At 60.0% G+C, this 26,162-nt stretch carries 24 protein-coding genes, 2 tRNA genes and 1 pseudogene; 15 read left to right on the top strand and 12 right to left on the bottom strand.

Going from position 1 to position 26,162, the window contains the following annotated elements; genetic code table 11:
- Window positions 1–20 precede the first annotated feature (20 nt).
- The 3 genes from thrS to GM658_RS19535 all read right to left on the bottom strand — a co-directional run bounded on the left by thrS (window position 21) and on the right by GM658_RS19535 (window position 2,299).
- A complete protein-coding gene (gene thrS / locus GM658_RS19545) occupies window positions 21–1,928 on the bottom strand; it encodes a threonine--tRNA ligase (RefSeq protein ID WP_155455781.1) in 1,908 nt (635 codons plus the stop codon).
- A gap of 181 nt (window positions 1,929–2,109) precedes the next feature.
- Window positions 2,110–2,186: transfer RNA gene (locus GM658_RS19540), tRNA-Val, on the bottom strand.
- A 36-nt stretch (window positions 2,187–2,222) separates the two neighbouring features.
- Window positions 2,223–2,299 (bottom strand) — tRNA-Val (locus GM658_RS19535).
- Window positions 2,300–2,378: 79 nt separating this feature from the next.
- Here GM658_RS19535 and GM658_RS19530 point away from each other — a divergent pair.
- Window positions 2,379–3,290 carry a cation diffusion facilitator family transporter gene (locus GM658_RS19530; RefSeq protein ID WP_155455743.1) on the top strand — a complete coding sequence of 304 codons (912 nt, stop codon included), beginning with the start codon at window positions 2,379–2,381 and terminating at the stop codon, window positions 3,288–3,290.
- A gap of 32 nt (window positions 3,291–3,322) precedes the next feature.
- Here the strand turns inward: GM658_RS19530 and GM658_RS29360 are convergent.
- Window positions 3,323–4,356 (bottom strand): annotated as a pseudogene (locus GM658_RS29360) (serine hydrolase domain-containing protein).
- Between the two features lie 45 nt (window positions 4,357–4,401).
- Here GM658_RS29360 and GM658_RS19515 point away from each other — a divergent pair.
- Complete coding sequence (locus GM658_RS19515; RefSeq protein ID WP_155455740.1) at window positions 4,402–4,629, top strand: hypothetical protein; 228 nt, start codon at window positions 4,402–4,404, stop codon at window positions 4,627–4,629.
- On the opposite strand, the gene GM658_RS19510 is transcribed toward GM658_RS19515, so the two are convergent.
- Complete coding sequence (locus GM658_RS19510; protein WP_170298885.1) at window positions 4,626–5,120, bottom strand: lipocalin-like domain-containing protein; 495 nt, start codon at window positions 5,118–5,120, stop codon at window positions 4,626–4,628. The genes GM658_RS19515 and GM658_RS19510 overlap by 4 nt on opposite strands.
- Window positions 5,121–5,217: 97 nt before the next feature.
- On the opposite strand from GM658_RS19510, the gene GM658_RS19505 reads away from it, so the two are divergent.
- Complete coding sequence (locus tag GM658_RS19505; RefSeq protein WP_155455738.1) at window positions 5,218–6,066, top strand: LysR family transcriptional regulator; 849 nt, start codon at window positions 5,218–5,220, stop codon at window positions 6,064–6,066.
- Window positions 6,067–6,138: 72 nt separating this feature from the next.
- Here the strand turns inward: GM658_RS19505 and GM658_RS19500 are convergent, their stop codons facing one another.
- Genes GM658_RS19500 through GM658_RS19490 form a run of 3 tightly spaced genes read right to left on the bottom strand, consistent with a single transcriptional unit; the run spans window position 6,139 to window position 9,646 of the window.
- On the bottom strand, window positions 6,139–8,388 hold the full coding sequence (locus tag GM658_RS19500) for a RelA/SpoT family protein (protein WP_155455737.1): 2,250 nt from the start codon (window positions 8,386–8,388) through the stop codon (window positions 6,139–6,141).
- Window positions 8,389–8,406: 18 nt separating this feature from the next.
- Entirely contained in the window at window positions 8,407–8,754 is a 348-nt protein-coding gene (locus GM658_RS19495; protein ID WP_155455736.1) for a RidA family protein, read from the bottom strand.
- A gap of 10 nt (window positions 8,755–8,764) precedes the next feature.
- Window positions 8,765–9,646: an alpha/beta fold hydrolase gene (locus tag GM658_RS19490; protein WP_155455735.1), complete on the bottom strand. Its 882-nt coding sequence runs from the start codon at window positions 9,644–9,646 to the stop codon at window positions 8,765–8,767.
- An 82-nt stretch (window positions 9,647–9,728) separates the two neighbouring features.
- Here GM658_RS19490 and GM658_RS19485 point away from each other — a divergent pair, with 82 nt between their 5' ends.
- Entirely contained in the window at window positions 9,729–10,523 is a 795-nt protein-coding gene (locus GM658_RS19485; RefSeq protein WP_155455734.1) for a 3-hydroxybutyrate dehydrogenase, read from the top strand.
- A 5-nt stretch (window positions 10,524–10,528) separates the two neighbouring features.
- On the opposite strand, the gene GM658_RS19480 is transcribed toward GM658_RS19485, so the two are convergent.
- Window positions 10,529–11,059 (bottom strand): gamma carbonic anhydrase family protein, encoded by a 531-nt coding sequence (locus GM658_RS19480; RefSeq protein WP_155455733.1) that lies wholly within the window; start codon window positions 11,057–11,059, stop codon window positions 10,529–10,531.
- Between the two features lie 127 nt (window positions 11,060–11,186).
- Between GM658_RS19480 and GM658_RS19475 the strand changes: the two genes are divergently transcribed.
- From GM658_RS19475 to GM658_RS19445, 7 genes are all read left to right on the top strand, one after another.
- Window positions 11,187–12,500 carry a dicarboxylate/amino acid:cation symporter gene (locus tag GM658_RS19475; RefSeq protein WP_155455732.1) on the top strand — a complete coding sequence of 438 codons (1,314 nt, stop codon included), beginning with the start codon at window positions 11,187–11,189 and terminating at the stop codon, window positions 12,498–12,500.
- A 161-nt stretch (window positions 12,501–12,661) separates the two neighbouring features.
- Window positions 12,662–13,054, top strand: coding sequence for a type IV pilin protein (locus GM658_RS19470; protein WP_155455731.1), 393 nt, complete (start codon window positions 12,662–12,664; stop codon window positions 13,052–13,054).
- Between the two features lie 4 nt (window positions 13,055–13,058).
- A complete protein-coding gene (locus GM658_RS19465; RefSeq protein WP_170298890.1) occupies window positions 13,059–13,508 on the top strand; it encodes a GspH/FimT family pseudopilin in 450 nt (149 codons plus the stop codon).
- Between the two features lie 8 nt (window positions 13,509–13,516).
- Window positions 13,517–14,077: a type IV pilus modification PilV family protein gene (locus GM658_RS19460; protein WP_155455729.1), complete on the top strand. Its 561-nt coding sequence runs from the start codon at window positions 13,517–13,519 to the stop codon at window positions 14,075–14,077.
- A gap of 11 nt (window positions 14,078–14,088) precedes the next feature.
- Window positions 14,089–15,156, top strand: coding sequence for a PilW family protein (locus GM658_RS19455; protein WP_170298884.1), 1,068 nt, complete (start codon window positions 14,089–14,091; stop codon window positions 15,154–15,156).
- Window positions 15,156–15,728 carry a pilus assembly PilX family protein gene (locus tag GM658_RS19450; RefSeq protein WP_155455727.1) on the top strand — a complete coding sequence of 191 codons (573 nt, stop codon included), beginning with the start codon at window positions 15,156–15,158 and terminating at the stop codon, window positions 15,726–15,728. Before GM658_RS19455 ends, GM658_RS19450 begins: the two co-directional genes overlap by 1 nt.
- 29 nt (window positions 15,729–15,757) lie before the next feature.
- Complete coding sequence (locus GM658_RS19445) at window positions 15,758–19,165, top strand: pilus assembly protein (protein WP_155455726.1); 3,408 nt, start codon at window positions 15,758–15,760, stop codon at window positions 19,163–19,165.
- 116 nt (window positions 19,166–19,281) lie between these two features.
- On the opposite strand, the gene GM658_RS19440 is transcribed toward GM658_RS19445, so the two are convergent.
- The gene (locus tag GM658_RS19440; protein WP_155455725.1) at window positions 19,282–19,926 is read right to left on the bottom strand and encodes a CoA transferase subunit B; all 645 of its coding nucleotides are present in this window, start codon (window positions 19,924–19,926) and stop codon (window positions 19,282–19,284) included.
- Window positions 19,927–19,938: 12 nt separating this feature from the next.
- Window positions 19,939–20,637: a CoA transferase subunit A gene (locus tag GM658_RS19435; RefSeq protein ID WP_155455724.1), complete on the bottom strand. Its 699-nt coding sequence runs from the start codon at window positions 20,635–20,637 to the stop codon at window positions 19,939–19,941.
- Between the two features lie 82 nt (window positions 20,638–20,719).
- Here GM658_RS19435 and GM658_RS19430 point away from each other — a divergent pair, with 82 nt between their 5' ends.
- Window positions 20,720–21,265 carry a PAS and helix-turn-helix domain-containing protein gene (locus GM658_RS19430; protein WP_155455723.1) on the top strand — a complete coding sequence of 182 codons (546 nt, stop codon included), beginning with the start codon at window positions 20,720–20,722 and terminating at the stop codon, window positions 21,263–21,265.
- Between the two features lie 171 nt (window positions 21,266–21,436).
- Here GM658_RS19430 and GM658_RS19425 read toward each other — a convergent pair whose 3' ends face one another.
- On the bottom strand, window positions 21,437–22,213 hold the full coding sequence (locus GM658_RS19425) for an SDR family oxidoreductase (RefSeq protein ID WP_170298883.1): 777 nt from the start codon (window positions 22,211–22,213) through the stop codon (window positions 21,437–21,439).
- Between the two features lie 211 nt (window positions 22,214–22,424).
- Between GM658_RS19425 and GM658_RS19420 the strand changes: the two genes are divergently transcribed.
- The 3 genes from GM658_RS19420 to GM658_RS19410 all read left to right on the top strand — a co-directional run bounded on the left by GM658_RS19420 (window position 22,425) and on the right by GM658_RS19410 (window position 26,098).
- On the top strand, window positions 22,425–24,041 hold the full coding sequence (locus GM658_RS19420; RefSeq protein WP_155455779.1) for an electron transfer flavoprotein-ubiquinone oxidoreductase: 1,617 nt from the start codon (window positions 22,425–22,427) through the stop codon (window positions 24,039–24,041).
- A 135-nt stretch (window positions 24,042–24,176) separates the two neighbouring features.
- A complete protein-coding gene (locus GM658_RS19415; RefSeq protein ID WP_155455722.1) occupies window positions 24,177–25,067 on the top strand; it encodes a flagellin N-terminal helical domain-containing protein in 891 nt (296 codons plus the stop codon).
- A 140-nt stretch (window positions 25,068–25,207) separates the two neighbouring features.
- Window positions 25,208–26,098: a flagellin N-terminal helical domain-containing protein gene (locus tag GM658_RS19410; RefSeq protein WP_155455721.1), complete on the top strand. Its 891-nt coding sequence runs from the start codon at window positions 25,208–25,210 to the stop codon at window positions 26,096–26,098.
- Window positions 26,099–26,162: the final 64 nt, after the last annotated feature.

The raw sequence follows: 26,162 nt of genomic DNA, 5'->3' as shown, positions 1-26,162 counted from the left end.
CGGTTGCGGGGCTCCCCGCATTAGGCTTTGGACTCGACGTCGTTCTGAAGTCGCTCCACCAGGGCTTCGATCGACATGACGCCCAGATCGACATTGCCCCGCGCACGCACGGCCACGGTGTTGGCATCCCGTTCTTTGTCGCCCACCACGAGGATGTAAGGCACTTTTTGGACGGAATGTTCGCGGATTTTATACGTAATCTTCTCGTTGCGCAAATCAGCAGCAACGCGGAAGCCCAGCTTGCGCAGCCTGGATTCAAGCGCTTTGCAGTAATCCGCCTGGGCGTCGCTGATGTTGAGAATCGATACTTGCTGAGGGGCAAGCCACATCGGCAGCGCGCCCGCATAGTTCTCGATCAGGATGCCGATGAAGCGCTCCAGCGAGCCCACGATTGCACGGTGCAGCATGACCGGGGTCTTGCGGGTGTTGTCATCTGCGACATATTCCGCACCCAGGCGGCCAGGCATGAAGAAGTCCACCTGCATGGTGCCGACCTGCCATGGGCGGCCCAGCGAATCCTTCAGGTGGTACTCGATCTTGGGACCGTAGAAAGCGCCCTCGCCTGGCAGTTCGGTCCAGGTCACGCCGCAAGCGCGCAGGCCGGAGCGCAGCGCTTCTTCAGCCTTATCCCACACCTCGTCGTCGCCAATACGGTTGTCCGGGCGCAGCGCCAGCTTGACGTCGATGTTCTCGAAATGGAAATCTTTATAGACTTCCATCGCCTGCTGGTGGAAAGCCACCACTTCCGGCTCGATCTGCTCGTTGGTGCAGAAGATGTGGCCGTCGTCCTGGGTGAAGCCACGCACGCGCATGATGCCGTGCAGCGCGCCCGAAGGCTCGTTGCGGTGGCACTGGCCGAATTCGCCGTAGCGCAGCGGCAGGTCACGGTAAGAGCGCAGGTCGCTGTTGAAGATCTGTACGTGGCCAGGGCAGTTCATCGGCTTCAGCGCATAAGAACGGTTTTCGGACTCGGTCACGAACATGTTCTCGCGGTAGTTTTCCCAGTGGCCGGTCTTGCCCCACAGGCTCGCGTCCAGGATCTGCGGCGCCTTCACTTCCTGGTAGCCGTTTTCCTGGTATTTGCGGCGCATGTACTGCTCCACCTGCTGCCAGATGGTCCAGCCTTTCGGATGCCAGAACACCAGGCCTGGAGCCTCATCCTGGAAGTGGAAGAAGTCCAGCTGCTTGCCCAGCTTGCGGTGGTCGCGCTTTTCAGCCTCTTCCAGCTGGAACAGGTACTGCTCCTGGTCTTCCTTCTTGGTCCAGGCGGTGCCGTACACACGCTGCAGCATTTCATTCTTGCTGTCGCCGCGCCAGTAAGCGCCGGCCAGCTTCATCAGCTTGAAGACCTTCAGCTTGCCGGTCGACGGCACGTGCGGGCCGCGGCACAAGTCGGTGAACTTGCCTTCGGTGTAGAGCGAAACGTCTTCATTGGACGGGATCGAAGCGATGATCTCGGCCTTATAGTGTTCGTTGATGGACTTGAAGTAGGCCACGGCTTCATCGCGCGGCAGGACCTTGCGCGTCACCTGCTCGTCCTTCTTCGCCAGTTCGGCCATCTTCTTCTCGATCGCCACCAGGTCGTCCGGAGTGAAGGGGCGCTTGTAGGAGAAGTCGTAGTAGAAACCGTTTTCGATGACCGGGCCGATGGTCACTTGCGCGTCAGGGAACAGTTCCTTGACGGCGTAAGCCAGCAAGTGGGCGGTCGAGTGGCGGATAACTTCCAGGCCTTCCGGATCCTTGTCGGTCACGATGGCGACATCGGAATCCTTCTCAATCAGGAAGGAAGTGTCGACGACCTTGCCATCAACCTTGCCGGCCAGGGCGGCTTTGCCCAGGCTGGTGCTGATATTGGACGCAACTTGTGCCACGGTCAGCGGGGCATCGAATTGACGGACGGAACCGTCGGGCAGTCGGACTGAAACCATCATGGATCTCCGGAATTAAAAGGTGATGCTGAAAAATAAGGACGAAAAAAAAACGCGGGCTAGCCGCGTTTTCTTCAATTGAACAAGCAAAAGAAAGCCGATCGACTAGCGTCACTCACCAACCTTGATGGTAGTTCGCGGTGTCATAACCGGTGTGCCTTTCTCGCTCTTACAAAATGTCTGGTGGGCGGTGAGGAATTCGAATCCCCGACCCCTTGGATGTCGACCAAGTATTCTAACCAGCTGAACTAACCGCCCGTTTGTCTTTTGCAATGGTACTACATTAAATTGTTCTGGTGGGCGGTGAGGAATTCGAATCCCCGACCCCTTGGATGTCGACCAAGTATTCTAACCAGCTGAACTAACCGCCCGAGAGCCAGCATTATAGAGAGCCCTCCTCTCTGTGACAAGTGTTTTCCGAAGAAAACATTGCTGATATAGTCAGGGACTATGCAAAACCACGATTCTACGCACCTCCACGCCCATTTGGACGGCGACGCCCAACACGCCCACTTCAACGAACACCGCAGCCAGGCCGCCCTCGCCGTTGCCTTGGCCATGACCTTAGGCTTCGCCGTGGTCGAAGTCGTCGCCGGCTTCATGGCCAATTCGCTCGCCCTGATTTCCGATGCCGGCCATATGGTGACGGATGCCGCCGCGCTTGGCCTCGCCCTGATGGCGCAACTGATCGCCAAGCGCCGCCCTTCCGCGCGATACTCCTTCGGCTTCGGCCGCGCCGAGGCGCTTGCCGCCTTCGTCAACGGCCTGGCGATGCTGGTCGTCGTCGGCTGGATCGTCGTTGAAGCGGTACAGCGCTTCTCAGCACCGGTGCCGGTGCAAGGCCGCATGGTATTGATCGTGGCGGCCATTGGACTTGCCGTCAACGTGCTGGTCGCCTGGAGCCTTTCGCGCGACAAGGACAGCATGAACGCACGCGCCGCACTGGTGCACGTGCTGGGCGACCTGCTGGGCTCTGTCGCCGCGCTGATCGCAGGCGGCGTCATCATGGCAACGGGCTGGATGCAGATCGACCCGATCCTGTCGCTGCTGGTTTCCCTGCTGATCCTCAAGTCCACCGTCGGCGTACTGCGCGAATCCTTCCACCACCTGATGGAAGGCGTACCGGACAGCGCCGACTACGCGCAAATCGGCGCCGACCTGGCCGACGTGCCGGGCGTGCTGTCGGTGCACGACCTCCACGTGTGGGAGATGTCGCCAGGTCAGCCTGCGCTGATAGGCCATCTGGAGATCAACGATCTCCAGGAGTGGCCTCAAATCCTGCACAAACTCAAAGCCATGCTTCTTTCAAAGCACGGAATTGACCACATTACCTTGCAAGCGGAGCCTCGCGGCAAATGCTAAGGATCCGCCGAATAAGCCGCTGGCTTCCGCAATCAGGTGTAAGCAGCGTCCATCAAGCCGCTGGCCAATGTGCCGAGCTTTTGATGGTCATAGCTGCTGTTATTGAAAACGATGACTGTGATGCCGTCCGCCAGCACCCGCCGCGCAACAAGACGGAACCCGCCATTCGAACCATCTTCCCAGGCCGCCTCCCGCGACTGGCCCGCGATCGCTTCGACGCGCGTGCGGCCGCCAAGCGCATAACGCTGTTCGGGCATCTGCACTTTCAACAACTCAGCGCGGGCTGCAGGAGTCAAAATCCTGCCATTGAGCGCACCATCCATCAGGCGCAGCATGTCGGGTGCGCTACTGTAAAAGCCACCCGCCATAGCCATATAGTCAGGCACGGCGTTCACTTTACGCAGCCACGCGGTGGCCGTGCCAGAGTAAGCTAGCGCCATGCCCGGCACTGCACTCGACTCGCCCCTGAAAAGCCCGCTGTCGCGCAGGCCTAGAGGCTCCACCAGCCAAGCCGCAACCACATCGCGATACGACTGGCGCCCCATCCTCTCGACGATCGCCTTCACAATCAGCCAGTTCGAATGAGAATAGTCCCATTCTGTGCCGGGACAAAGCGCAAGTCGCCACTGGCATAGCGCTTGACCGCTTCCATTTGCTCAAGCTCAGTATGCGCCACGACAGGATCAGCCTTCCTGGCGGAAATCAAGTCGTTTGGCACACCACTTGAATGGCTCATCAAATGGCGCAGTGTCAGCCTGGCGCCGTTGTCTGCGCGGTAGTTCGGCAAATAGTGCTTGATCGGCTCGTCCAGCCGAAGGATACCCTGATCGACCATCTTCATCACTATCATCGCAGCCACCCATTTCGAAACAGAACCTGCTTCGAAGCGCGTGCCCAATGCCATCGGCGTCTGCGATTGCGGGTCGGCCAAGCCAATCGCCTTGCTGAACAAAATGGAGGTGCCCCGGCCCACCACAACGGTACCATTGAAATCGGGATATGCGACAAGCACCGACTCGTAGCTGGATGTCGTCGCCTCGGCATACGCTGAGGCGAATGGCGTCATAGCGATTGAGCCAATGAGACCCAAGTACTCCCTTCTGTTCATAGCGTGCCTTCCCTAAAAAAATCGCGCAGCTTCGTGCTAGAGTACCACTGCTTCACCTTAGGGGATCTCGCCGTTGGCGTCGCAACGATCACCAGTATTTGTTCCGGCTTTAATGACCATCCGATCATGCCTGCCGTGCGCAACAACGAGCGAACCCTCATTGAATCCCGGCAGCGCATTCGCATGGTGGAGCTGCCCGTATTGGATGCTCCTGATGGCAGTGGCGGCTAGCGAACCCGCCGCCAGACAGAAATAGGTACGTCGCCATCGGGGCGCTGGGGCACACGCCATTCGAGCACCTCACCCTGCAACTGATAACTGCGCCGCTGCACCGATCCGTCCCATTGCGGGTTTGAGGCGGCGGCAATCCGGAAGACAAGCTTGCCCTCCTCCACCGCAAGGCTGCCAAAGTGCGTGCTCATCGCGAGCAGCAGGCGCTTGTACTCCGATGCCTCGGCTGCACGGAAGTCACCTGCAAACGGCGGCCGATCCATGTGGTAGATCTGGAGCGCGTAGCGCCCGTCGCTTCCGACGGTGAGCGTGCCACGCGGTTTCGCGCCGTAGTCGTCGCTGCGGCTGCCGTCACGGTGTTCGCGATAGGCGCCGATCAGCTCCCAGACGCCGGCAAGGCTGGCGATGCCGGGAGCGCCTGGGGCGGCAGGCTCCTCGGTTGCCAGAACTAAGCTCGGTAGCGCCAATACGGCAAATATGAACTTCTTCATTACATCCTCCATTGTTTGACAATGCTGCAAACGATATACGCCTTCCTGTCGGAGCAAAATTGCAAAAACTTCGCCAGATCTGTGCAAAAATGCACCGATGGATACACCGGACTGGAACGACCTTCGATATTTCCTTGCCGTGACGTCGGCCGGATCACTCTCAGCTGCTGCCAGGGCACTCGGCGTCGAACACACGACTGTCTCGCGGCGCATTGAGGCGCTCGAGCGTGTGCTCGCCGTACGGTTGTTCGATCGCTTCGCGCGCGGATGGGCGCTGACCGAGGCTGGCAAGGCACTGCTGCCCCAAGCCCAGCGCATAGAAGATGAGGTTCACGGGTTGCTGCGCCAGGCCTCAGGCGCTGGCGCCGGACTTGGCACCGTGCGCATCTCCGCGCCCCCGGCAATTGCCGCGCATTGGATCGCTCCCGGCTTGCCGCAAATGCGAGCGCAACTGGAGGGCATCGATATTGAACTGGGCGCCGAAACAGCGCAGGTCGATCTTTCGCGGCGTGAAGCCGACATCGCCATCCGGTTCAAACGCCCGCAGGCACCGGATCTGGCGGTACGGCACATCGCAACCGTTCGTTATTTTCTTTGCGCGACAGCGGAATATCTTGCCGGGCGAGATCCAGGCAAATGGGAATTTATCGGTTATGACGAAAGCCTGGCCGAAACTCCGCAACAGGAATGGCTCAGGGCATTTGCCACCGGACGGCGCTTCATTTTGAGCAGTAATGACCTGGGAGTCATCACATCAGCAACTCGCAGCGGCGCCGGAATTGCCGTCCTACCCGATTATCTTGCCACCGGCTTGATAATCGCCGGCGTCGATTGTCCGGTGCAGCGCAAGCTCTGGATGGTTATTCACGACGACGTCCGCAAATCCCCAAGGGTGCGCCGTACCGCAGACGTCCTGAGCGAGCTGCTTAATCGCCCTGCGCGCTAAGCCCTGGCTACAACGAGCCAGGGGCTAGCACGCCTTGCTCGCGTGCTGCCGAATGAGGGACGCGAAACGCAATCAGGCGCGGCGGGCTTCCAGGATGCCGGTCACTTCGCCAATGGCGGCGAGGGCTTTCTGCAGTTGGCTGGTGGCGCCGATTTCGACAGTAAAGGTCATGCGAGCCTGGCCTTTGGCCGATTGGGTATTCACGCCGGTGACGTTGATTTTCTCGCGCGAGAATATCTCGGAAATATCGCGCAATAATCCCTGGCGGTCGGCTGCCAATACGAATAAATCGACCGGGAACACGGTGTCCGAGCGCGCTGCGCCCCACTCCGTGACAATGACCCGTTCCGGCGCTTTGGCGCGCATTTCGGCGAAGTTTTTGCACGAGGCGCGGTGAATCGATACGCCTTTCCCCCGCGTGACGAAGCCGACAATCGGATCAGGCGGCGCCGGTTTGCAGCATTTCGCCAATTGCGTCATCAGGCCATCGGTACCGACCACCAGGACGCCCGATTTCGCGCCGGATTCAACGCTGGAATTGCGGCTCTTGCTGACCGCAACCTGGTCGACGACCTCCTCTTCGGACTCCCCCGGGTCACGCAGCGCCAGCTCAACATGACGCAGCGAGAACTCATCCTTGCCCACGGAGAGGAAAAGGTCGTCCACTTTGGCAAAGCCGAGCTTTTGCGCCAACGTTTCCAGGTTGACTGCCGTCTTGCCCTCGCGCTGAAGTGATTTCTCAACCAGCGCGCGGCCGTTCGCAACGGTTTCCTGGATATCGATGGCGTGGAACCACGCACGCACCTTGGTGCGCGTACGGTTCGAAACGGTGTAGCCAGGGCTCAGCCAATCGCGCGAGGGCCCAGCCGTGCCGGGCGCGCCCTTGGCGGTAATCACTTCGCAGGTCTGCCCGCTCTTCAACGGCGTGTTGAGCGGCACCATCTGGCCATCGACGCGCGCGCCGCGGCAGCGATGGCCGACATCGCTGTGCAGGTGGTAGGCGAAATCGATCGGCGTCGCGCCGACCGGCAATTCGATCACACGCGCCTGCGGAGTCAGCACGAAGATGCGGTCGTCCAGTGTGGTGGACTTGAGCTTCTCCACCCATTCGCGTTGCTGGTCTTCATTGCCGACGACGGTGTCGGCAACCTCGGTCTTCCAGGCCAGCAGCTGGCGCAGCCAGGCGATCTTCTCGTCGTACTGCTGCCCTTTGAAATTGGAGCCACCCTCCTCCTTGTAGCGCCAGTGCGCCGCCACGCCGTATTCGGCGAAGCTGTGCATTTCATGGGTGCGGATCTGCACTTCGAGGGGACGGCCATCGTCCGCCGTCACTACCGTGTGCAGCGACTGGTAGCCGTTTGGCTTGGGACGGGAGATGTAATCGTCGAATTCTTTGGGGATCGGGGTCCAGATATTGTGGACCACGCCGAGCACCGTATAGCAGGTCTTCACGTCGTCGACGATCACGCGGAAGGCGCGCACGTCGTACAGCTCCGAGAAGTCCAGGTCCTTGCCCTTCATCTTGTTCCAGATGGAGTAGATGTGCTTGGGCCGGCCGAACACTTCGGCCTTGATGCCCGCCGATGCCAGTTCGGACTGCAGGCGCGCAATGGAAGACGTGACGAAGCTCTCGCGCGCCATGCGCTTCTCTTCCAGCATCTTCGCAATGCGCTTGTAGGTTTCCGGCTCGATGAAGCGGAAGGACAGGTCCTCCAGCTCCCACTTGATCTGCCAGATGCCGAGGCGGTTTGCCAGCGGCGCGTAAAGGTCCAGGGTTTCGCGGCCGTAAGCGCGGGTGACGTCATCAAAGCGCTTGATGTCGGAAAAGTAGCGCAAGGTGGTACAGCAGGAGGCCAGCCGCACCAGCACGACGCGCATATCGGTCGCCATCGCCAGCAGCATCTTGCGCAGCGATTCGACCTGGGCGACAGCCTGCTGCGCCGCAGTCTTGGTGCGCGCAGCACTGCCGGAGGACGCCAGCGTCAATTCGCGCAGGCGGATCAGCTGGCGCACGCCTGCCACCAGGTCGTTGACTTCCTTGCCGTAGCGCGGCTCGATCGAGGGAGCGGTGTCGGCGTCGAGCAGTGTGAGCTCGAACATCAATGCCGCGATGCGCGTTTCCGCATCGGTGCGCAGGATGGCCAGTGTGCTGGCGACCCCGATGGCGAATTCCAGGGCGTCTTGCCCGTGGCCGGTGACACGGCCGCTATAGGCCTGGCTGGCGTGATCGAGCGCAGCCAGCACGCGCGCGCCGTCGTCGGCGGATAAGCCTTGTACCAGTTGCTCCGTCGTTGCGCTATTGAGAGCCGCGATTGAAACCATTACGAAAACCTTTACATCTTACTTGACGGCGGCAGTCACCACGATTTCGATGAGCCATTCAGGGTTTGCCAGCTCCGCTTTCACGGTCGCGCGCGGCGGGGTGTTGCCTTCAACAACCCAGGCTTCCCACACTTCGTTCATGGCGGCGAAGTTGGCCAGGTCGGTGATGAAGATCTGGGCGCGCAGGATGTGCGCCTTGTCGCTGCCCGCTTCGGTAAGCAGGCGGTCGATGCTGGCCAGTACTTCGGCGGTCTGCGCCTTGATGTCGCCGCCTTTTTCGGCGATCTGGCCGGCCAGGTAGACGGTGCCGTTGTGGACGGCCATTTCGGACATGCGCTTACCTACGTGAAAACGTTTGATTTCCATGCTCTTTCTCTTAGTGGTTCAACAAAAAATCTTTGGCGATCGCGATCTGGTCGTCATGCAGGAAGGTCGGCGCGTGGCCAACGTTCGGGATTTCCACCAGCTTGGCTTTCGGGCCGCGCTGCGTCATCGCTTCCGCCGTCGCGCGCGACAGCAGGTCCGAATTGGCGCCCCGCACCAGCAAGGTGGGGCAGCGGATCGCATCGTAGGCTGCCCACAGCATCGCTTCATCGGCCTTGGCCGATTCCGGCGTCACCGACTGGAACGGCAAGGCCAGGCCCATATCGTAATGGCGCACCCAGGAACCGTCGCTGTCCTGGCGCAGCACGTCGGCGGCCAGCTTGTGCCACTCGGCGTCAGTATGCTCGCCGAACGTGACCGAGACCATTTTCACGAATTCGGCGCCGGCCTTGAAAGTCGGGAAGCGCACTTCCTGCGCGATGTAATCGCCGATACGCTGGATAGCCACCGCATCCAATGTGGGGCCGATATCGTTTAATACCAGCTTGCTGACCGGGCTATCCGGCAAGGAGGCCAGGCCCATGCCGATCAGGCCGCCCATCGAGGTGCCGAACCAGTCGACGGTCTGGCGCTCGCCATTGGCCAGCACGCGCGCCAGCAGCGTCACCATATCGCTCACATACTGGGGAAGACGGTACAGCTGCGGGTTGACCAGGTGGCCGGAGCGGCCGCGGCCCACCACATCGGGACAAACCACACGGTAATCCTTGCACAGTGACTGTGCGAGATTATCGAAATCATCAGAAACGCGGGTTACGCCGTGCACGCAAACGAGCACGTTCGGGTTATCTTCCTCGCCCCACTCCTTGTATGCCATCTGGTGCAGGCCAGACATGGAGAAACACTGAACGGACTTTATTTTCGCTTCTGGCATTCGTTTCTCGCTCCAGTGTTATTGGTTCACTAGTGGTTTTTGCGCTACATTCTACATTGGCTAACAAATTATAGGGTACCAAATGGTCAGCACTACTTTACGCGGCAAAACAGCGCTCGTTACCGGATCCACTTCGGGCATTGGCCTGGGCATCGCGCGCAGCCTGGCGGCCGAAGGCGCCAACATTATCCTGAACGGTTTTGGCGATGCAGGCGAGATCGCCCAGCTGCAGGAGTCGCTGGCCGCCGAATTCGGCGTGCAGACCGGCTACAACGGCGCTGACATGAGCAAGCCGGCGCAGATTGAAGCCATGATGAATTACGCGGCCGACGTATTCGGCGGCGTCGACATCCTGGTGAATAACGCAGGCATCCAGCACGTTGCCAATGTCGAGGATTTCCCGCCTGAGCGCTGGGATGCCATTATTGCCATCAACCTGACTTCGGCTTTCCATACGACGCGCCTGGCGCTGCCGCATATGAAGGCGCGCAACTGGGGCCGCATCATCAACCTCGCTTCGGTGCACGGGCTGGTGGCGTCGGCGGGCAAGTCGGCCTATGTCGCGGCCAAGCATGGGCTGGTCGGGTTTACCAAGGCGACGGCGTTGGAGACAGCCAAGACCGGCATTACCTGCAATGCGATTTGCCCAGGCTGGGTGCTGACGCCCCTGGTCCAGAAGCAGGTCGATGCCCGCGCGGAAAAGGAAGGCTTGTCGAACGAGGCAGCCAAAGCCGCTCTGCTGGCGGAAAAGCAGCCTTCGGGCGAGTTTGTCACACCGGAGGAATTGGGTGCAATGGCCGTCTTCCTGTGCTCCGATGCGGCGCGCCAGATGCGCGGCGTAGCGTGGAATATGGATGGCGGCTGGGTCGCCCAATAGATCGCTTAACGCGTCAGGTAATTGTTCTTGACGCGCACATAATGTTCAGCGGAGTACCTCAGGTGGGCGACCTCCGCCTCCGTCAGCTCGCGGATGCGGATGGCGGGCCGGCCGACATACAGCCCGCCGCTCTTCAACACCTTGCCGGGAGCCACCAGGCTGCCGGCGCCTACCATCACGTGTTTTTCAACGATCACGTCATCCATGATGATCGAGCCCATGCCGATCAGGCATTCGTCGCCGATGGTACAGCCGTGCAGCAGCACCGAATGGGCAATGGTGACATAATTTCCTATATTCAAAGCAGCACCCTCGGGCTTCGCGGCCGACCTGTGCGACACATGGCACATCGCAAAGTCCTGCACATTGCTGCACTCGCCGATCGTGATCCGGTTGACGTCGCCGCGCAGGACGGCATTGCACCAGACCGAGGAATCGCGGCCGATGCTGACGTCGCCGATGATTTGCGCCGACGCATGGGCGTACACGCCTTCGGCGAGCGCGGGGAAAGTGTCTAAATAAGCTTGCAGTGGCATGCGCCGATTATTGCAATATTGCCATGGAAAATGGATTGTGGTTTTCCACAATAGGGTTACACACAATGGCGGCGTGGCATACCATTTGCAATGATGAGGATATTCGGAGACAAACCAGGCCCATATCATGCAAAAGAAACCCTTCTATAAAATACTGTACGTACAAGTACTGTTCGCAATCTTCTGCGGCGTCATGCTCGGCATTTACCTGCCGGCGGACGCCGTGGCAATGAAGCCGCTTGGCGACGGTTTCATCAAGCTGATCAAGATGATCATCGCCCCGGTCATCTTCTGTACCGTGGTGAGCGGCATCGCCGGCATGCAGGACGTGAAGAAAATCGGCCGCGTCGGCGGCAAAGCCCTGCTCTACTTCGAAATCGTTTCGACCTTCGCGCTGGTCATCGGCCTGGTCGTGGCCAATACCATCCAGCCTGGCGCCGGCTTCAACGCCGACCCGCACACCCTGGACACCAAGGCCATCGCCCAGTACACCGACAAAACCAAGTCGCTGACGACGGTCGATTTCCTGATGAACATCATCCCGAACACCGTGTTCGACGCCTTTGCCAAGGGCGACATCCTGCAGGTGCTGCTGGTGGCGGTGCTGTTCGGCTTTGCGCTGTCGCTGCTGGGTGAACGCGGCCGCCCAGTGCATAAACTGATCGACGACGTATCGCACGCCTTCTTCGGCATGGTCAACATCATCATGAAGGTTGCGCCGCTGGGTGCGTTCGGCGCCATGTCCTTTACCATTGGTAAGTACGGCATCGCCTCCCTGCTGCCGCTGGCCAAGCTGATGGGCTCGTTCTACCTGACCTGCGGCCTGTTCGTCTTCGTCGTGCTGGGCGCCATCGCAAAGTACACTGGCTTTTCGATCTTCCGCTTCATTTCCTACATCAAGGAAGAGCTGCTGATCGTGCTCGGCACCTCCTCCTCGGAAAGCGCCCTGCCGTCGCTGATGCGCAAGCTGGAAAAACTGGGTGCATCGAAACCAGTAGTTGGCCTGGTCATCCCGACCGGCTACTCCTTCAACCTGGACGGCACCAATATCTACATGACCATGGCCGCCCTGTTCGTTGCCCAGGCCACCAATACCGACCTGACGCTGATGCAGCAGTTGACCATCCTCGGGGTCGCCATGCTGACCTCGAAAGGCGCGTCCGGCATCACCGGCGCCGGCTTCATCACCCTGGCGGCCACCCTCGCCGTGGTGCCGACCATCCCGGTGGCCGGCATGGCCCTGATCCTGGGCATCGACCGCTTCATGAGCGAATGCCGCGCCCTGACCAACTTCTGCGGTAATGGCGTCGCCGCCCTGGTGGTCGCCAAATGGGAAGGCGAACTCGATAACGCGACCCTGCAGCGCGAGCTGGCCAATCCAACTCCGCTGGGCAACCTGCATGAGCAGGCTGCGGAAGATCTGGCTGCCACTGCCGAATAAACAACATTTCCTGCACGAAACCACCGGCCCCATGCAATATTGCGTGGGGCCTTTCTTTTTTGTGGTTAGAATGTAACGAAAAGTCTCACCTGAAAAGTTGACACACGGCAACACGCAAACTAGAATTAAGTCACTAAAAATCCCTCTTTACGGAAGCCAGGATGAAATTACCCAGCCAACGCGGATTTACGATGGTCGAGCTGATGGCGGTCGTCGCCATTATCGGCATCCTGGCCGCGGTCGCGATGCCCTCGTACACCCGTTACGTCGTGCGTGGCAACCGCGCAGCGGCGCAGCAATTCATGCTGGACCTGGCCACCCGCGAGCAGCAGTTCCTGGCCGATGCGCGCACCTACAAGAACAGTGTGGCAGGCTTGAACATGACGACGCCTGCTGCCGTTTCCAAGTTCTACACGATCACCATTACGACCAGCGATGGCCCGCCGCCGACTTTCACCATCAAGGCTTCGCCGATCGCCGGTACCGGGCAAGCCGGCGATGGCGACCTCACCATTGACCAGACCGGCGCCAAGACGCCAAGCACCAAGTGGTGATGCGATGAAACGTCAAGCCGGTTTCAGCCTTGTCGAATTGATGGCCGCAGTCGCCATTCTCATCATCCTTGCCGGGGTTGGCATTCCGCAGATGTCGCAAATGGTGGTCAATCAGCGTATCAAGACCACCAGCAGCGACCTGTTCGCCAGCATCCTGCGCGCGCGCAGCGAAGCCATCAAGCGCAATACCGATGTGACCATGACCCCGACCACCAACTGGAGCACCGGTTGGACCATCCCGAGCCCGAACGCCGGCGAGCCGGCCCTGGCCAGTTTCGTTACCCGCTCCTCGGTCACGGTTGCCGGTCCAACAGGCGCGATCACCTTCAGCTCGTCGGGCCGCCTCAAGGGTGCAGCCAACCCGACTTTCTCGGTCAGCGCGGCGCAAGGCTCGCCGCGTTGTATCACCATTGACCTGGGCGGTCGTCCCAATATTCAAAACAAATCATGCTAACGCCTGCCATGCACCGCCAACACGGCATTTCGATGATTGAAGTCCTGGTCACGATCGTGATCCTCGCCTTCGGCTTGCTCGGCATCGCCGTCTTCCAGTCCAAGGCCAACCTTGGATCGGTCGAGTCCTACCAGCGCGCCCAGGCCGTGATACTGCTGGACGATATGACCGCCCGCCTGCAGGGAAATATCGGCGGCAGCGCCGACTACGTGGTGGCCGAAGTGGGCACCGGAGATACCCAGCCTGCCGATTGCAGCACCGTCGCAGCCGGCGCCGCGCGCGACCTGTGCGACTGGAGCAATGCACTGAAAGGTGCGGCCGAGAGCGACAGCAGCAGCAACAAGGTGGGCGCCATGATCGGCGCCCGCGGCTGCATTACCCAGGTCCAGGCGAAGAATGATACCGGCGGCGCCTGCATCCCTGCCATTTACCAGGTCGCTGTCGCCTGGCAGGGCCTGCATGCCACCCAGGCGCCGTCCATCACCTGCGGCAAGGACAAGTTCGGCGCCGAAAACTATCGCCGCCTGGTCGCCGCCCAGGTCACGATCCCTCTGCTGGACTGCAAATGAGGACTTACTACATGCATCCTAACCGCCGACAGTCCGGCTTCACCCTGATTGAATTGATGGTGGCAATCACCATCGGTTTGCTGTTGCTGGCCGGCCTGTCGACCCTGTTCACCAACAATAATGCTGCACAAATGGAAGTCGAGCGCGCCAACCGTCAGGTGGAGAACGGCCGCTATGCCATGCAGCTCATGACGGCTGACCTGCGCTCCGCTGGCTATTACGCCGAGTTCGACCCGGAGAAGCTGGCCATGCCGGCGGCGCTCACAGACCCATGCTCGACCAATATCGCCGATGTGCGCACCGGTATCGCCCTGCCGGTCCAGGGCTATGACAACACCACCTCCATCACCTGCCTGACCGACCGCAAGGATAATACCGACGTCATCGTCGTACGCCACACCCAGACTTGCGTGGTTGATGCCGCCGATTGCGAACCTGCTTCGGCCGGTGGTCCCTTCTTCCAGGCTTCGCTGTGCAACAACTCATCTGAACTGGGCTCCAACCTGGTGACGAATTATTACCAGATCAATGCAACCAACAGCGGTTTCACGCTGCACCAGCGCGATTGCGGGGTCACGGCGAACTCCGGGACCCCGTCCAATCTGCGCCGGCTGCTGACCCATATTTATTACATCGCCAATAACAGCGTTGGCAGCGACGGCATTCCTACCCTGAAGCGGGCGGAAATCGTCAGCAATGGCGGCACGCTCTCGGTGCAGATCGTGCCACTGGTTGAAGGCATCGAAAATATGCAGATTGAATATGGCATCGCCACCAGCAATATGGCATCGCCACCGGTCAGCAGCGGTGTGGCCGACAAGTACACGGCAAATGTAGGCCAAGGCTGCGCCGACACCGCCTGCATCATCGCCAATTGGAGCAACGTCGTGTCGGTCAAGCTGAACCTGCTGTCCCGCACACTGACCCCGTCCTTGACTTACACCGACAACAAGTCCTATACCCTGGGCCTGAAGGCCGACAACCAGCCGAACGTTATCGCTGCTGCCAACGATAAATACAAACGCCACGTCTTCAGTGCGTTGATCGGCCTGCCCAACGTCGCAGGAAGGAAAAACTGATGAAATACCGTGCATTTCAACGGCAGCGCGGCGTAACCCTGTTCGTGGCACTGGTCATGCTGGTGCTGATCAGCTTGCTGGCCATGTCGACCTTCAACTTGGGTAAATCGAGCATCCAGGTAGTGAATAATATGCAAAACCGCGACGAGGGCATTGCCGCCAGCCGCGGCGTTCTCGACGAAGCGATGTCAAGCACACGCTTCTTCGACACGCCGACCGATGCGCTGGCCAATCGCTGCGGCGGCAAGAGCAACGTTCGCTGCATCGATATCAACGGCGACGGCGTCAACGATATCGTGACCACGCTCAGCACGCCGGTCTGCATCAAGGTCAAGACCCTCACCAACGCCGACCTCGACATGAGCAAAGATGAAGACGCCGGGTGCTCCGTTTCCCCGCCGTCCGGTTTGGCGGGAACAATCGGCGCCAACACCAGCGGTTCGCTGTGCGCCGATACAACCTGGGAAATGACGGCCGTCAGTGAAGACAAGCAAGTTCAATCGAAGGTGGAAGTGGTACAAGGCGTCGCCATGCGCATTCCTTCCGCCGACGCCGGCAACAGTTGCAAATAAAGTAGCCCGCTTTTTATAGAGAGCCAGCCATGCCAAAAAAGTTAATGACCACTGCGGCAATCAGCCTCGGTGCATGCGCCACCCTCCTGTCGTTCCCGGCTGGCGCTGACGACATTGATATCTTCACCGGTGCGTCCGCCGGTACCGCGATCAACCCGAACATCCTGATCGTGCTGGACAATACGTCCAACTGGTCGCGCCAGGCGCAGAAGTGGCCCAGCGGGGACACCCAGGGCCAATCGGAGGTGCGCGCCATCAAGCAGGCCATCGCCGCCCTGGATGGCACGGTCAACGTCGGCCTGTTCGAATTCGTCACCGGCGGCAACGCCAACGACAATGGCGGTTATGTGCGCTCGGCCATCCAGCCGATGACCACCACCGCCAAGGCGGCACTGGGCGCCACACTGGACCGGATCGATGCCAACATCACCTCGCCAACTGAAAAGCGCAACTCGGGCACGATGTACGGCAACCTGTTATTTGACGTGTACAACTACCTGGGTGGCTTCAACAGCTACTCGCCGAGCGCCACGGGGGGCAGCTACGGCCCCGATGCAGCGGGCTACGCCAGCAGATACACCACTTTCCAGTCGCCGCTGAACGCCGACAAGAATTGCGCGAAGACCATCGTCATCTTCGTGACCAATCCGGACCAGAGCGGCCCGACCGCGGACGACAGCGCCAATACCAGCCGGTTGAGCGGCCTGGGCGGAGATACTTCCCAGCTCAAGTTGCCAACCTTCACCTCGCAAACCGTTGACGTCACGACCAACCTCGGCCAGACGGCGGTCTGCTATGCCAACCCTACCGACGCCCAGGCCGAACTGAGCAAATCGCCCTGGCCAACCAACTGTTCCACCGACAAGTTCAGCAAGGGTTGTGTCATCGGCTCTGCACTCAACAACGGCGCCCTGTTCTGCGCCGCAGGCACGGCCTCGTATGCGATCAATGGTGTCAACACTGAGACTACCAACGTTGCCGCCACCAGCGGCGCCGTCACCGACACCCATCCGTACAATGCCGATGAGTGGGCGCGCTTCATGCATAACGTCGGCGTGCCGATTCCTGGGACCACCCCAACCCTGAAATCCAAAGTGGTGTTCTACACCATCGACGTTTACAACAAGCAGGAAAACACTGACCACACCAGCCTGATGCTCAGCATGGCCCAGGCTGGCGGCGGCAAGTATTTTGCGGCCAAGAGCCAGCAGGGCATTCTTGATGCACTGAACCAGATCATTGGCGAAGTGCTGGCGGTGAACTCATCCTTCGCTTCGGCATCGCTGCCGGTGAACGCCACCAACCGCACGCAGAACGAAAACCAGGTCTACATTGGCGTGTTCCGCCCTGACCCGGACGCCAAGCCGCGCTGGTTCGGTAACCTGAAGCGCTACCAGGTGATCGCCAGCGGCGCCGAAGTCAAGCTGGGCGACGCCAACGGCAACGCCGCGATCAATCCCATCGACGGTTTCATCACCGATTGCGCGCAGAGCTATTGGACCAGCGACAACGGGGCTTACTGGAAGAACCTGGGCATCAATCCTGATCCGGCAGGCAATTGCGCGGGTAAGAACGCATATTCCGATGCGCCTGATGGACCATTTGTGGAAAAAGGCGGCGTGGCGCAGGTTCTGCGCAACGGTAACAATCCAGCCACGACCAGCGTTACCCCTACCTATGCGGTCAACCGCAAACTGTTGACCCGCACCGCGACCGGGACCAGTTTTGTTGACTTCAACACTACCAACACTGGCCTCTCGGCCGACGTGGTCGACTATATCAGCGGCAAGGACGTCAACAACGAACGTAATATCGGCGCGCAAACCCAGACCCGCCCGTCGATCCATGGCGACGTGATCCACTCGCGCCCGCTGCCCGTCAACTATGGCGGCACCAAAGGCGTCTACATCTTCTATGGCGCCAATGATGGCTATTTCCGTGCCGTCGAGGGCGATACCGGCAAAGAGCACTGGGCTTTTGTTGCGCCGGAATTCTTCAGCCGCCTGTCGCGCCTGAAGGACCAGACGCCGCTGGTGAACTACCCGAACTTGTCCGGCCCGAGCGATGTGTCGGCAGTCGGCGCACCGAAGGACTACTTCTTTGACGGTTCTGCTGGCTCCTACCAGAACGCGGACAACACCGCCATCTGGATCTACCCTTCCATGCGCCGTGGTGGCCGCATGGTCTACGGCATCAATGCCACCGATGTCGACAACCCGTCCCTGTTGTGGGCAGCAGGCTGCCCGAACCTGACTAACGACACCGGCTGCACCACCGGCATGTCGGGCATTGGCCAGACCTGGTCCACGCCGACTGTCGCCTTCATCAAGGGCTACTCGACCACCGACCCGGTCGTGATGTTCGGCGGCGGCTACGATACCTGCGAAGATGCCAACACCGGCGCGCCGACCTGCACCACCAGCAAAGGCGGCTACGTGTACATCCTCAACGGACGTACCGGCGCCCTGCTGGGCTCCTTCAAGACCAAGCGCGGCGTAGTCGGCGACATTTCGCTGGTCGACGCCGATGGCGACGGCATGATGGATTACGCCTATGCCGCCGATTTGGGTGGCAATATCTACCGTATCGACTTTATCGACGGCCCAACCACCCTGAATCCGCTGGCCGCCAGCGACTGGCAAATCTACCGCGTCGCCTATACCAACGACGCGACCAGCCCGCGCAAATTCATGTTCGGCCCGGCCGTGCTGTATAACAAAGGCTATGTCTACCTGGCCCTTGGCAGCGGCGACCGCGAGCACCCGCTGTCGTGGCAATACCCGTACGCATCGACCAGCAACCGCTTCTACGTGGCGCTGGACAACCTGACGGTGAAGCCTGCGGCCGACGCCGGTTTGAACCTGGACAGCTCGTTGACCAACAGCAGCGACCCGACCGACTGCAATTCGCCAAAAACGCTGCCGAATGGCAGCAGCAGAGGCTGGTACATGCAGCTGGCAGCTGGCGAACAGGTGGTGACCTCGGCCCTGATCGCCGCCGGCACCGTCGACTTCAGCACCAACCGGCCTATCGTGGGACAGGCGCAATCCTGCTCCACCTCCCTGGGTGAAGCACGCGGCTACCGTGTAAGCCTGCTCAACGCTTCCGGCACGCTCGGCGTCGACGGCATCTGCGGCGGCAACCGTTCCAGCGTGTTTACCGGCGGTGGCTTGCCACCGAACCCGGTGCTGTCTCCAAGCGTTCCTGTCACGCTGCCCGATGGCACCATCAGGCCAACTACCATCTGCTTCGGCTGTGCTGGTGGTACTGTCGGCGCCGCTGGCGCCCCTAATAATAGCGGTGGCGGTGGCGGTGGCGGCGGCGGTCCAAATCCCGACGAGAAGTGCAAATCCTCCTCTGCACACGAGGGTTGCAAGATGACTCCAAATATCAAGTCGACCCGCAAGCGTAAATACACCTACGTCAAGGGCCAGTAACAAGAAAAAGGGGACGCCGCGGCGTCCCCTCTTCATTTAAAAGTCGGGGTCAGGTCCGGCAAATGGACAAATCGCGCAGCGATTTGTCCATTTGCCGGACCTGACCCCGACTTTAATTATGCAAACGACAGTTCCACGCCGGAGGCGGCGGTAATCTCTTCGCGGGTGACGCCAGGCGCCAGTTCGCTCACCTTGATGCCGGTCGGCGTTACTTCCATCACGCCGAGGTCGGTGATGATCATGTCAACCACGCCAACACCGGTCAGCGGCAGGTCGCATTTCTTCAGCAGCTTGTGCGAGGTTGAGCCATCCTTGGCGGTGGCGACGTGCTCCATCAGCACCACCACTTTCTTGACGCCGGCCACCAGGTCCATCGCGCCGCCCATGCCTTTCACCATTTTGCCTGGGATCATCCAGTTGGCCAGGTCGCCCTTTTCCGATACCTGCATCGCGCCCAGGATCGCCAGGTTGATCTTGCCGCCGCGGATCATGGCAAACGAGTCTGCCGAGCTGAAGTAGGCAGCGCCCGGCAGCGCGGTCACGGTCTGCTTGCCGGCATTGATCAGGTCGGCGTCCACTTCCGCTTCCGTCGGGAACGGGCCGATGCCCAGCAGGCCGTTTTCCGACTGCAGGAATACCTCGACATCTTTCGGTACGTAGTTGGCGACCAGGGTCGGCAGGCCAATGCCCAGGTTCACATAGAAGCCGTCCTGCAGCTCTTTTGCCGCGCGTGCGGCCATTTCATCACGAGTCCATGCCATGTTGTCTTCTCCTTAGTTGGCACGCACGGTGCGCTGTTCGATGCGTTTTTCCGGGTTTGCGTTGAGCACGATGCGGTGCACGTAAATGCCCGGCAGGTGCACGGCATCCGGATCGATTGCGCCCACTTCGACGATTTCTTCCACTTCCACCACGCAGACTTTGCCTGCGGCGGCCACGTTCGGGTTGAAGTTGCGCGAGGTCTTGCGGAAGACCAGATTGCCCGATTTGTCGGCCTTCCAGGCCTTGACCAGGGAGACGTCGGCCACCAGGGAGCGTTCCATCACGTACTGCTCGCCGTCGAATTCGCGGATTTCCTTGCCGTCGGCGACGATGGTGCCGACGCCGGTCTTGGTGAAGAAGGCAGGAATGCCAGCGCCGCCGGCGCGCAGCTTTTCCGCCAGCGTGCCTTGCGGGGTGAATTCCAGCTCCAGTTCGCCGGCCAGGAACTGGCGTGCAAATTCCTTGTTCTCGCCCACGTAGGAGGAGATCATTTTCTTGATCTGGCGGGTTTCCAGCAATTGGCCCAGGCCGAAGCCGTCTACGCCGGCGTTGTTGGAAATGGCGGTCAGGCCGGTGGCGCCGCTGTCGCGCAGGGCTGCGATCAGCGCTTCCGGGATGCCGCACAGGCCGAAACCGCCGACGGCGATCGTCTGGCCGTCGGCCACGATGCCGGCCAGGGCGGCCTTGGCATCCGGGTAAATTTTATTCATTATGTCTCCTTGCTTAAATGGCCAGATGGCGTTTGAGGATAGAATACGCCCGCGCAAACTTCAATACCGTAGAAATACCGCAATGCCGATCAATTACGAGTCCATCTTCAAATTCGCCCCGGTCGGCATGTGTGTGTCCGACAATCGCGTGATCAAGGCCAGCAATGATGCGCTGGCGGCCATGTTTGGATATCGTGCGGCGGAGCTCGACGGGCGCTCGTTTGAGGTCTTGTACCCAACCCAGGATGAGTATCTGCGCACTGGCGACCGCATCATTCCGATCATGAATGCTCGGGGACGCTATTCGGATGAGCGCATCATGCGCCGCGCGAATGGCGAGCTGTTCTGGTGCCATGTGACGGGGCGAGCCCTTGATGCAGGGCAGCCGCTGGGAGCGGGCATCTGGACGTTTGAGGATTTGTCGGAGCAGCGGCCGGTGTCGGCGGCGCTGACGCCCCGTGAGCGGGAGATTGCGGCACTGCTGGTTGAGGGGAAGACCAGCAAGATGATTGCGCGGGATGCGGGGTTGTCGCCACGTACCGTTGAAATGCACCGGGCCAGTCTGATGCGGAAGTTTGGGGCTTCGACGGCGACTGAACTGGTACATAAATTGGCAGGTGCACCTTAAACCCCGGTAAACCAGGGTCTGCCCCAAGGGTCAGACCCTGTCTGCGGCACAGCCAGCGGTTGCGCTTGTGTGTCTTTGATCTTCTCAAAAAGTCAAAGACCTGGAACCAGCATTGGGGACCTAAACCCGTTGGGGGTCAGACCCTTGGGTCTGACCCAGGTCTACAGGGTTTTAGCCAGCCATCATCCCATCATCCGCCGAGATAATCGCGCCGTTGATAAAGTGCGCCTCGTCACCCGCCAGCAGCAGCAGCAAGCCATCCAGATCCTCCGGCTTCCCTGCCCGCTTGCGCGGCAGCATATCGATCAGCCGCTTGCCCTGCTCACTGGCGAAATAATCCTCATTGATCTCAGTCTCGATATATCCCGGGCAGATGGCATTGGTATTAATTCCGTATTTGCCCCACTCCACCGCCATCGCCTTGGTCATCTGCACGACGCCCGCCTTGCTCATGCAATACACCCCGATCTGCGGCAGTACGCGCAAACCTGCCACCGAAGCGATATTGATAATACGGTGCTGCTTGCGCGGATCCCCCTTCGCTCGCGCCACCATGCGCTTGGCCGTCTCCTGTGCGACGAAAAACGCCCCGCGCAGGTTGCAGTCCATGACAAAGTCATAATCCTCAGGCGACACATCGAGCAAACGTTGCGTCATTGATACACCTGAATTATTCACGAGAATGTCGATCGGCCCCGCTTCCGTCTCGGCATGGGCAATGGCCGATTTGATGCTGGCGAAGTCGGTCACATCTACCGTGACCACATGGGCGGCGCCGCCATCGGCTTCGATTTCAGCGCGCAATTCTTTCAAGCGTTCGATGCGGCGCGAGGCCAGCACCACCTGGCAGCCGGCCTTGGCCAGCACTTTGGCGAAACGGGCGCCAAGCCCGCTGGAGGCGCCCGTGATCAGGGCGATTTTGCCCTCAAAATTAACTTCGATCCCCACCGGCTACTCCTTTTGATTCTGTTCCGACATCATGACACAAAAAACCTCCTTATTAGATTGCCACGTCTAATATTAGCCCTCACAATGGCGCCACCGTTGCATTACCAAGGAAAAAAGAGCACACTCGTTCTATTTCCAGCATCGAATTTTTCATCATTCTTATAAAAACACTATGAGCAACCTTGTAGAACAGTACGGCCCGCGCGAGGCAATGGAGTACGACGTTGTGATCGTTGGCGGCGGCCCTGCTGGCCTGGCGGCAGCGATCAAGATCAAGCAGCTGAACGCGGACACCTCCGTGGTCGTGCTGGAAAAAGGCGGCGAGCTGGGCGCCCATATCCTGTCCGGCGCCGTGATGGACCCGAAAGCCATTACCGAGCTGATTCCTAACTGGAAAGAGCTGGGCGCGCCGCTGAACACCGAAGTCACCGAAGACCGCGTCCTGTTCCTGACCGAGACCAAGGCTTACAAGACCCCGAACTTCGCCCTGCCGAAATGCTTTGAGAACCACGGCAACTACGTGATCTCGCTCGGCAATGTGGTGCGCTGGCTGGGCCAGCAGGCTGAAGCCCTGGGCGTGGAAATCTTCCCTGGCTTCACCGGCGCCGAAATCCTGTACAACGACGATGGTTCGGTCAAAGGCGTCGCAACCGGCAATATGGGCGTGAAGCGCGATGGCGAGCCGGGCCCTGACTTCCAGCTGGGCATGGAACTGCACGGCAAATACACCCTGTTCGCTGAAGGTGCGCGCGGCCACCTGGGCAAGCAGCTCATGGCCAAGTACGACCTGAACAAGGGCAAGGATCCTCAATCCTACGGCATTGGCATCAAGGAACTGTGGGAAATCGATCCTGCCAAGCACCAGCCTGGCCTGGTGATCCACACCACCGGCTGGCCGCTGGACAGCAAGACTTATGGCGGTTCCTTCCTGTACCACATGGAAAACAACCAGGTCATGGTTGGCTACGTGGTGGGCCTGGATTACGAGAATCCTTACCTGTCGCCGTATGAAGAATTCCAGCGCTACAAGACCCACCCGGAAATCCGCACCTTCTTCGAAGGCGCCAAGCGCATTTCCTACGGCGCGCGTGCGATCACCGCGGGCGGCCTGCAATCGCTGCCTAAGCTGGTCTTCCCGGGCGGCGCGCTGATCGGTTGCGACGCCGGCTTCCTGAACATGAGCCGCATCAAGGGTTCCCACGCTGCGATCAAGTCCGGCATGCTGGCCGCTGAAGCGGTTGTTGCTGCCCTGGGCGCCGGCCGTTCCGCTGACGAACTGGGCGCTTACCCTGAGGCGTTCGAAAAGTCCTGGCTGCACGAAGAGCTGCACGTAGCACGTAATGTGAAGCCTTGGCTGAAGAAAGGCCTGTACCTGGGTTCCCTGATGACCGGCATTGACCAGCTGATCTTCCGAGGCAAGGCGCCTTGGACCCTGCACCACTCGACGCCGGATCACGCCTGCCTGCGCCCTGCTTCGGACTTCACCCCGATCACCTATCCTAAGCCGGATGGCAAGCTGACTTTCGACCGCCTGTCGTCGGTGTTCATCTCGAACACCAACCACGCGGAAGACCAGCCTATCCACTTGACGCTGAAGGATGCTTCGGTGCCGGTGAAGGTCAACCTTGCCAAATATGCAGGCCCGGAAGCACGTTACTGCCCGGCCGGTGTGTATGAGTTCGTTAAAACCGACGAAGGCCAGGACCGCCTGCAGATCAACGCGCAGAATTGCGTGCATTGCAAGACTTGCGATATCAAGGACCCAACCCAGAACATCGTCTGGGTCACGCCAGAAGGCGGCGGCGGCCCCAACTATCCAAATATGTAAGCAAGAAGACAAGGGGGCTCAGGCCCCCTTATTTATTTCCACTCAGCATTTAATTCTTCAAGCCCTGCGGTCGTCTTGTACTTCTGAGAGCGCCTCAACAGGCGCTCGAAACGAACCAACCACCCAGGAGTAATCATGCTGAGTCTTCACACCAACGCAGCAGCCCTTTCGGCGCAAAACTCGATTTCCCGTACCCAGTCGTCGCTGTCGACCTCGATGACCCGCCTGAGCACCGGCTTCCGTATCAACTCGGCAATGGATGACGCGGCCGGCCTGCAGATCGCCACCCGTCTGAAAACCCAGACCAGCGGCATGGGCGTTGCCATGCGCAACACGCAGAACTCGATCTCCCTGATGCAGACCGCAGAAGGCGCTCTGGACGAGACTTCCAACATCCTGAACCGCATGAAGGACTTGGCCACCCAGGCAGCTGACGGCTCCTCCACCGCCGCCGACCAGACCGCGATGCAGAAGGAATACGACTCGCTGACCGACGAACTGTCGAACATCTTCACCAACACCAAGTTCGGCGGCACTTCCCTGCTCAGCTCCACTGGTAAGCTGACTGCGGCAATCACTTTCCAGATTGGCGCCAGCACCGGCGAGACCCTGTCGGCCAACTTCACCGCAGAACTGGGCACCACCGGTGGCGGTACCGGCGCGGCAGGCCTGATCAAGGCCGCTGCTGCCGGCTTCACCGACGCTGGCGCCGGTGCGGCCGCTGGCACTGAACTGACCGGCGCCGGCACCGCCAACCTGGCCATCGACAAGCTGGCCACCGCGATCGACGCCGTGGGCGCACTGCGTTCCAAGCTGGGTGCCATCTCGAACCGCCTGGACCATGTCTACAACAACCTGTCCAATATTTCGACCAACACCAAAAACGCAACCGGCCGCATCATGGACGTCGACTTCGCTTCCGAATCGGCGCAAATGACCTCGTCGCAGATGCTGCTGCAAGCCGGCACCGCCATGCTGAAGCAGTCGAACAGCCAGTCCTCCCTGGTCCTGTCCCTGCTGCAGTAATTCAGTAGCCGCCGTATCAAAAAGCCAACCGTTCGCGGTTGGCTTTTTTTATTCAATTAAATTTCCACTCGGCATTTAACTCCTCTCGCCCAGCCGTCGCCTTGTACTCCTGAGAGCAACCAACAACCCCAGGAGTTAGCATGCTGAGCCTTCACACCAATGCAGCGGCCCTTTCCGCACAAAACTCGATCTCCCGCACCCAGAGCTCGTTGTCGACCTCGATGACCCGCCTGAGCACTGGCTTCCGTATCAATTCGGCAATGGACGATGCTGCAGGCCTGCAGATCGCCACCCGCCTGAAGACCCAGACCAGCGGCATGAACGTTGCCATGCGCAACACCCAGAATTCCATCTCGCTGATGCAGACCTCGGAAGGCGCACTGGATGAGACCACCAATATCCTGAACCGCATGAAGGACCTGGCCACCCAGGCAGCCGACGGCTCCTCCACCACCGCCGACCAGACTGCGATGCAGAAGGAATACGACTCGCTGACCGACGAACTGACCAATATCTTCAACAACACCAAGTTCGGCGGCACGACCCTGATGCAGAACGCGACCGGCGCCAGCCCTGGCAAGCTGTCTGCGGCGATCACCTTCCAGATCGGCGCCAGCTCCGGCGAAAAGCTGACGGCAGACTTCACCGCCGAACTGGGCGCGGCTTCCGCCAAGATCGCACTCGCTTCGGTCGGATTCAAGGACGACGGCACGTCGGTGCCAGCGGCCGGCGTCGAGATCAGCACCGCCGCCGCCGCCAACGGTGCGATCGACAAACTGGCCACTGCGATCGACGCCGTCGGCGCACTGCGTTCCAAGCTGGGTGCCATCTCGAACCGCCTGGACCACGTCTACAACAACCTGTCCAATATTTCGACCAACACCAAGAACGCCACCGGGCGCATCATGGACGTCGACTTCGCCTCCGAATCGGCGCAAATGACCTCGTCGCAGATGCTGCTGCAAGCCGGTACCGCCATGCTGAAACAATCGAACAGCCAGTCCTCCCTGGTCATGTCCTTGCTGCAGTAATTCAGTATTCCACTTGGCAAAAAGCCAACCGTTCGCGGTTGGCTTTTTTATTTAAAAATTTCCA

The sequence above is a fragment of the Massilia eburnea genome (assembly GCF_009720745.1).
In the GTDB taxonomy this organism is placed as follows: Bacteria; Pseudomonadota; Gammaproteobacteria; order Burkholderiales; family Burkholderiaceae_D; genus Rugamonas; species Rugamonas eburnea.
Note: the sequence above shows the minus strand (reverse complement) of the source record. Positions and strands in the feature narration are given on the sequence as shown.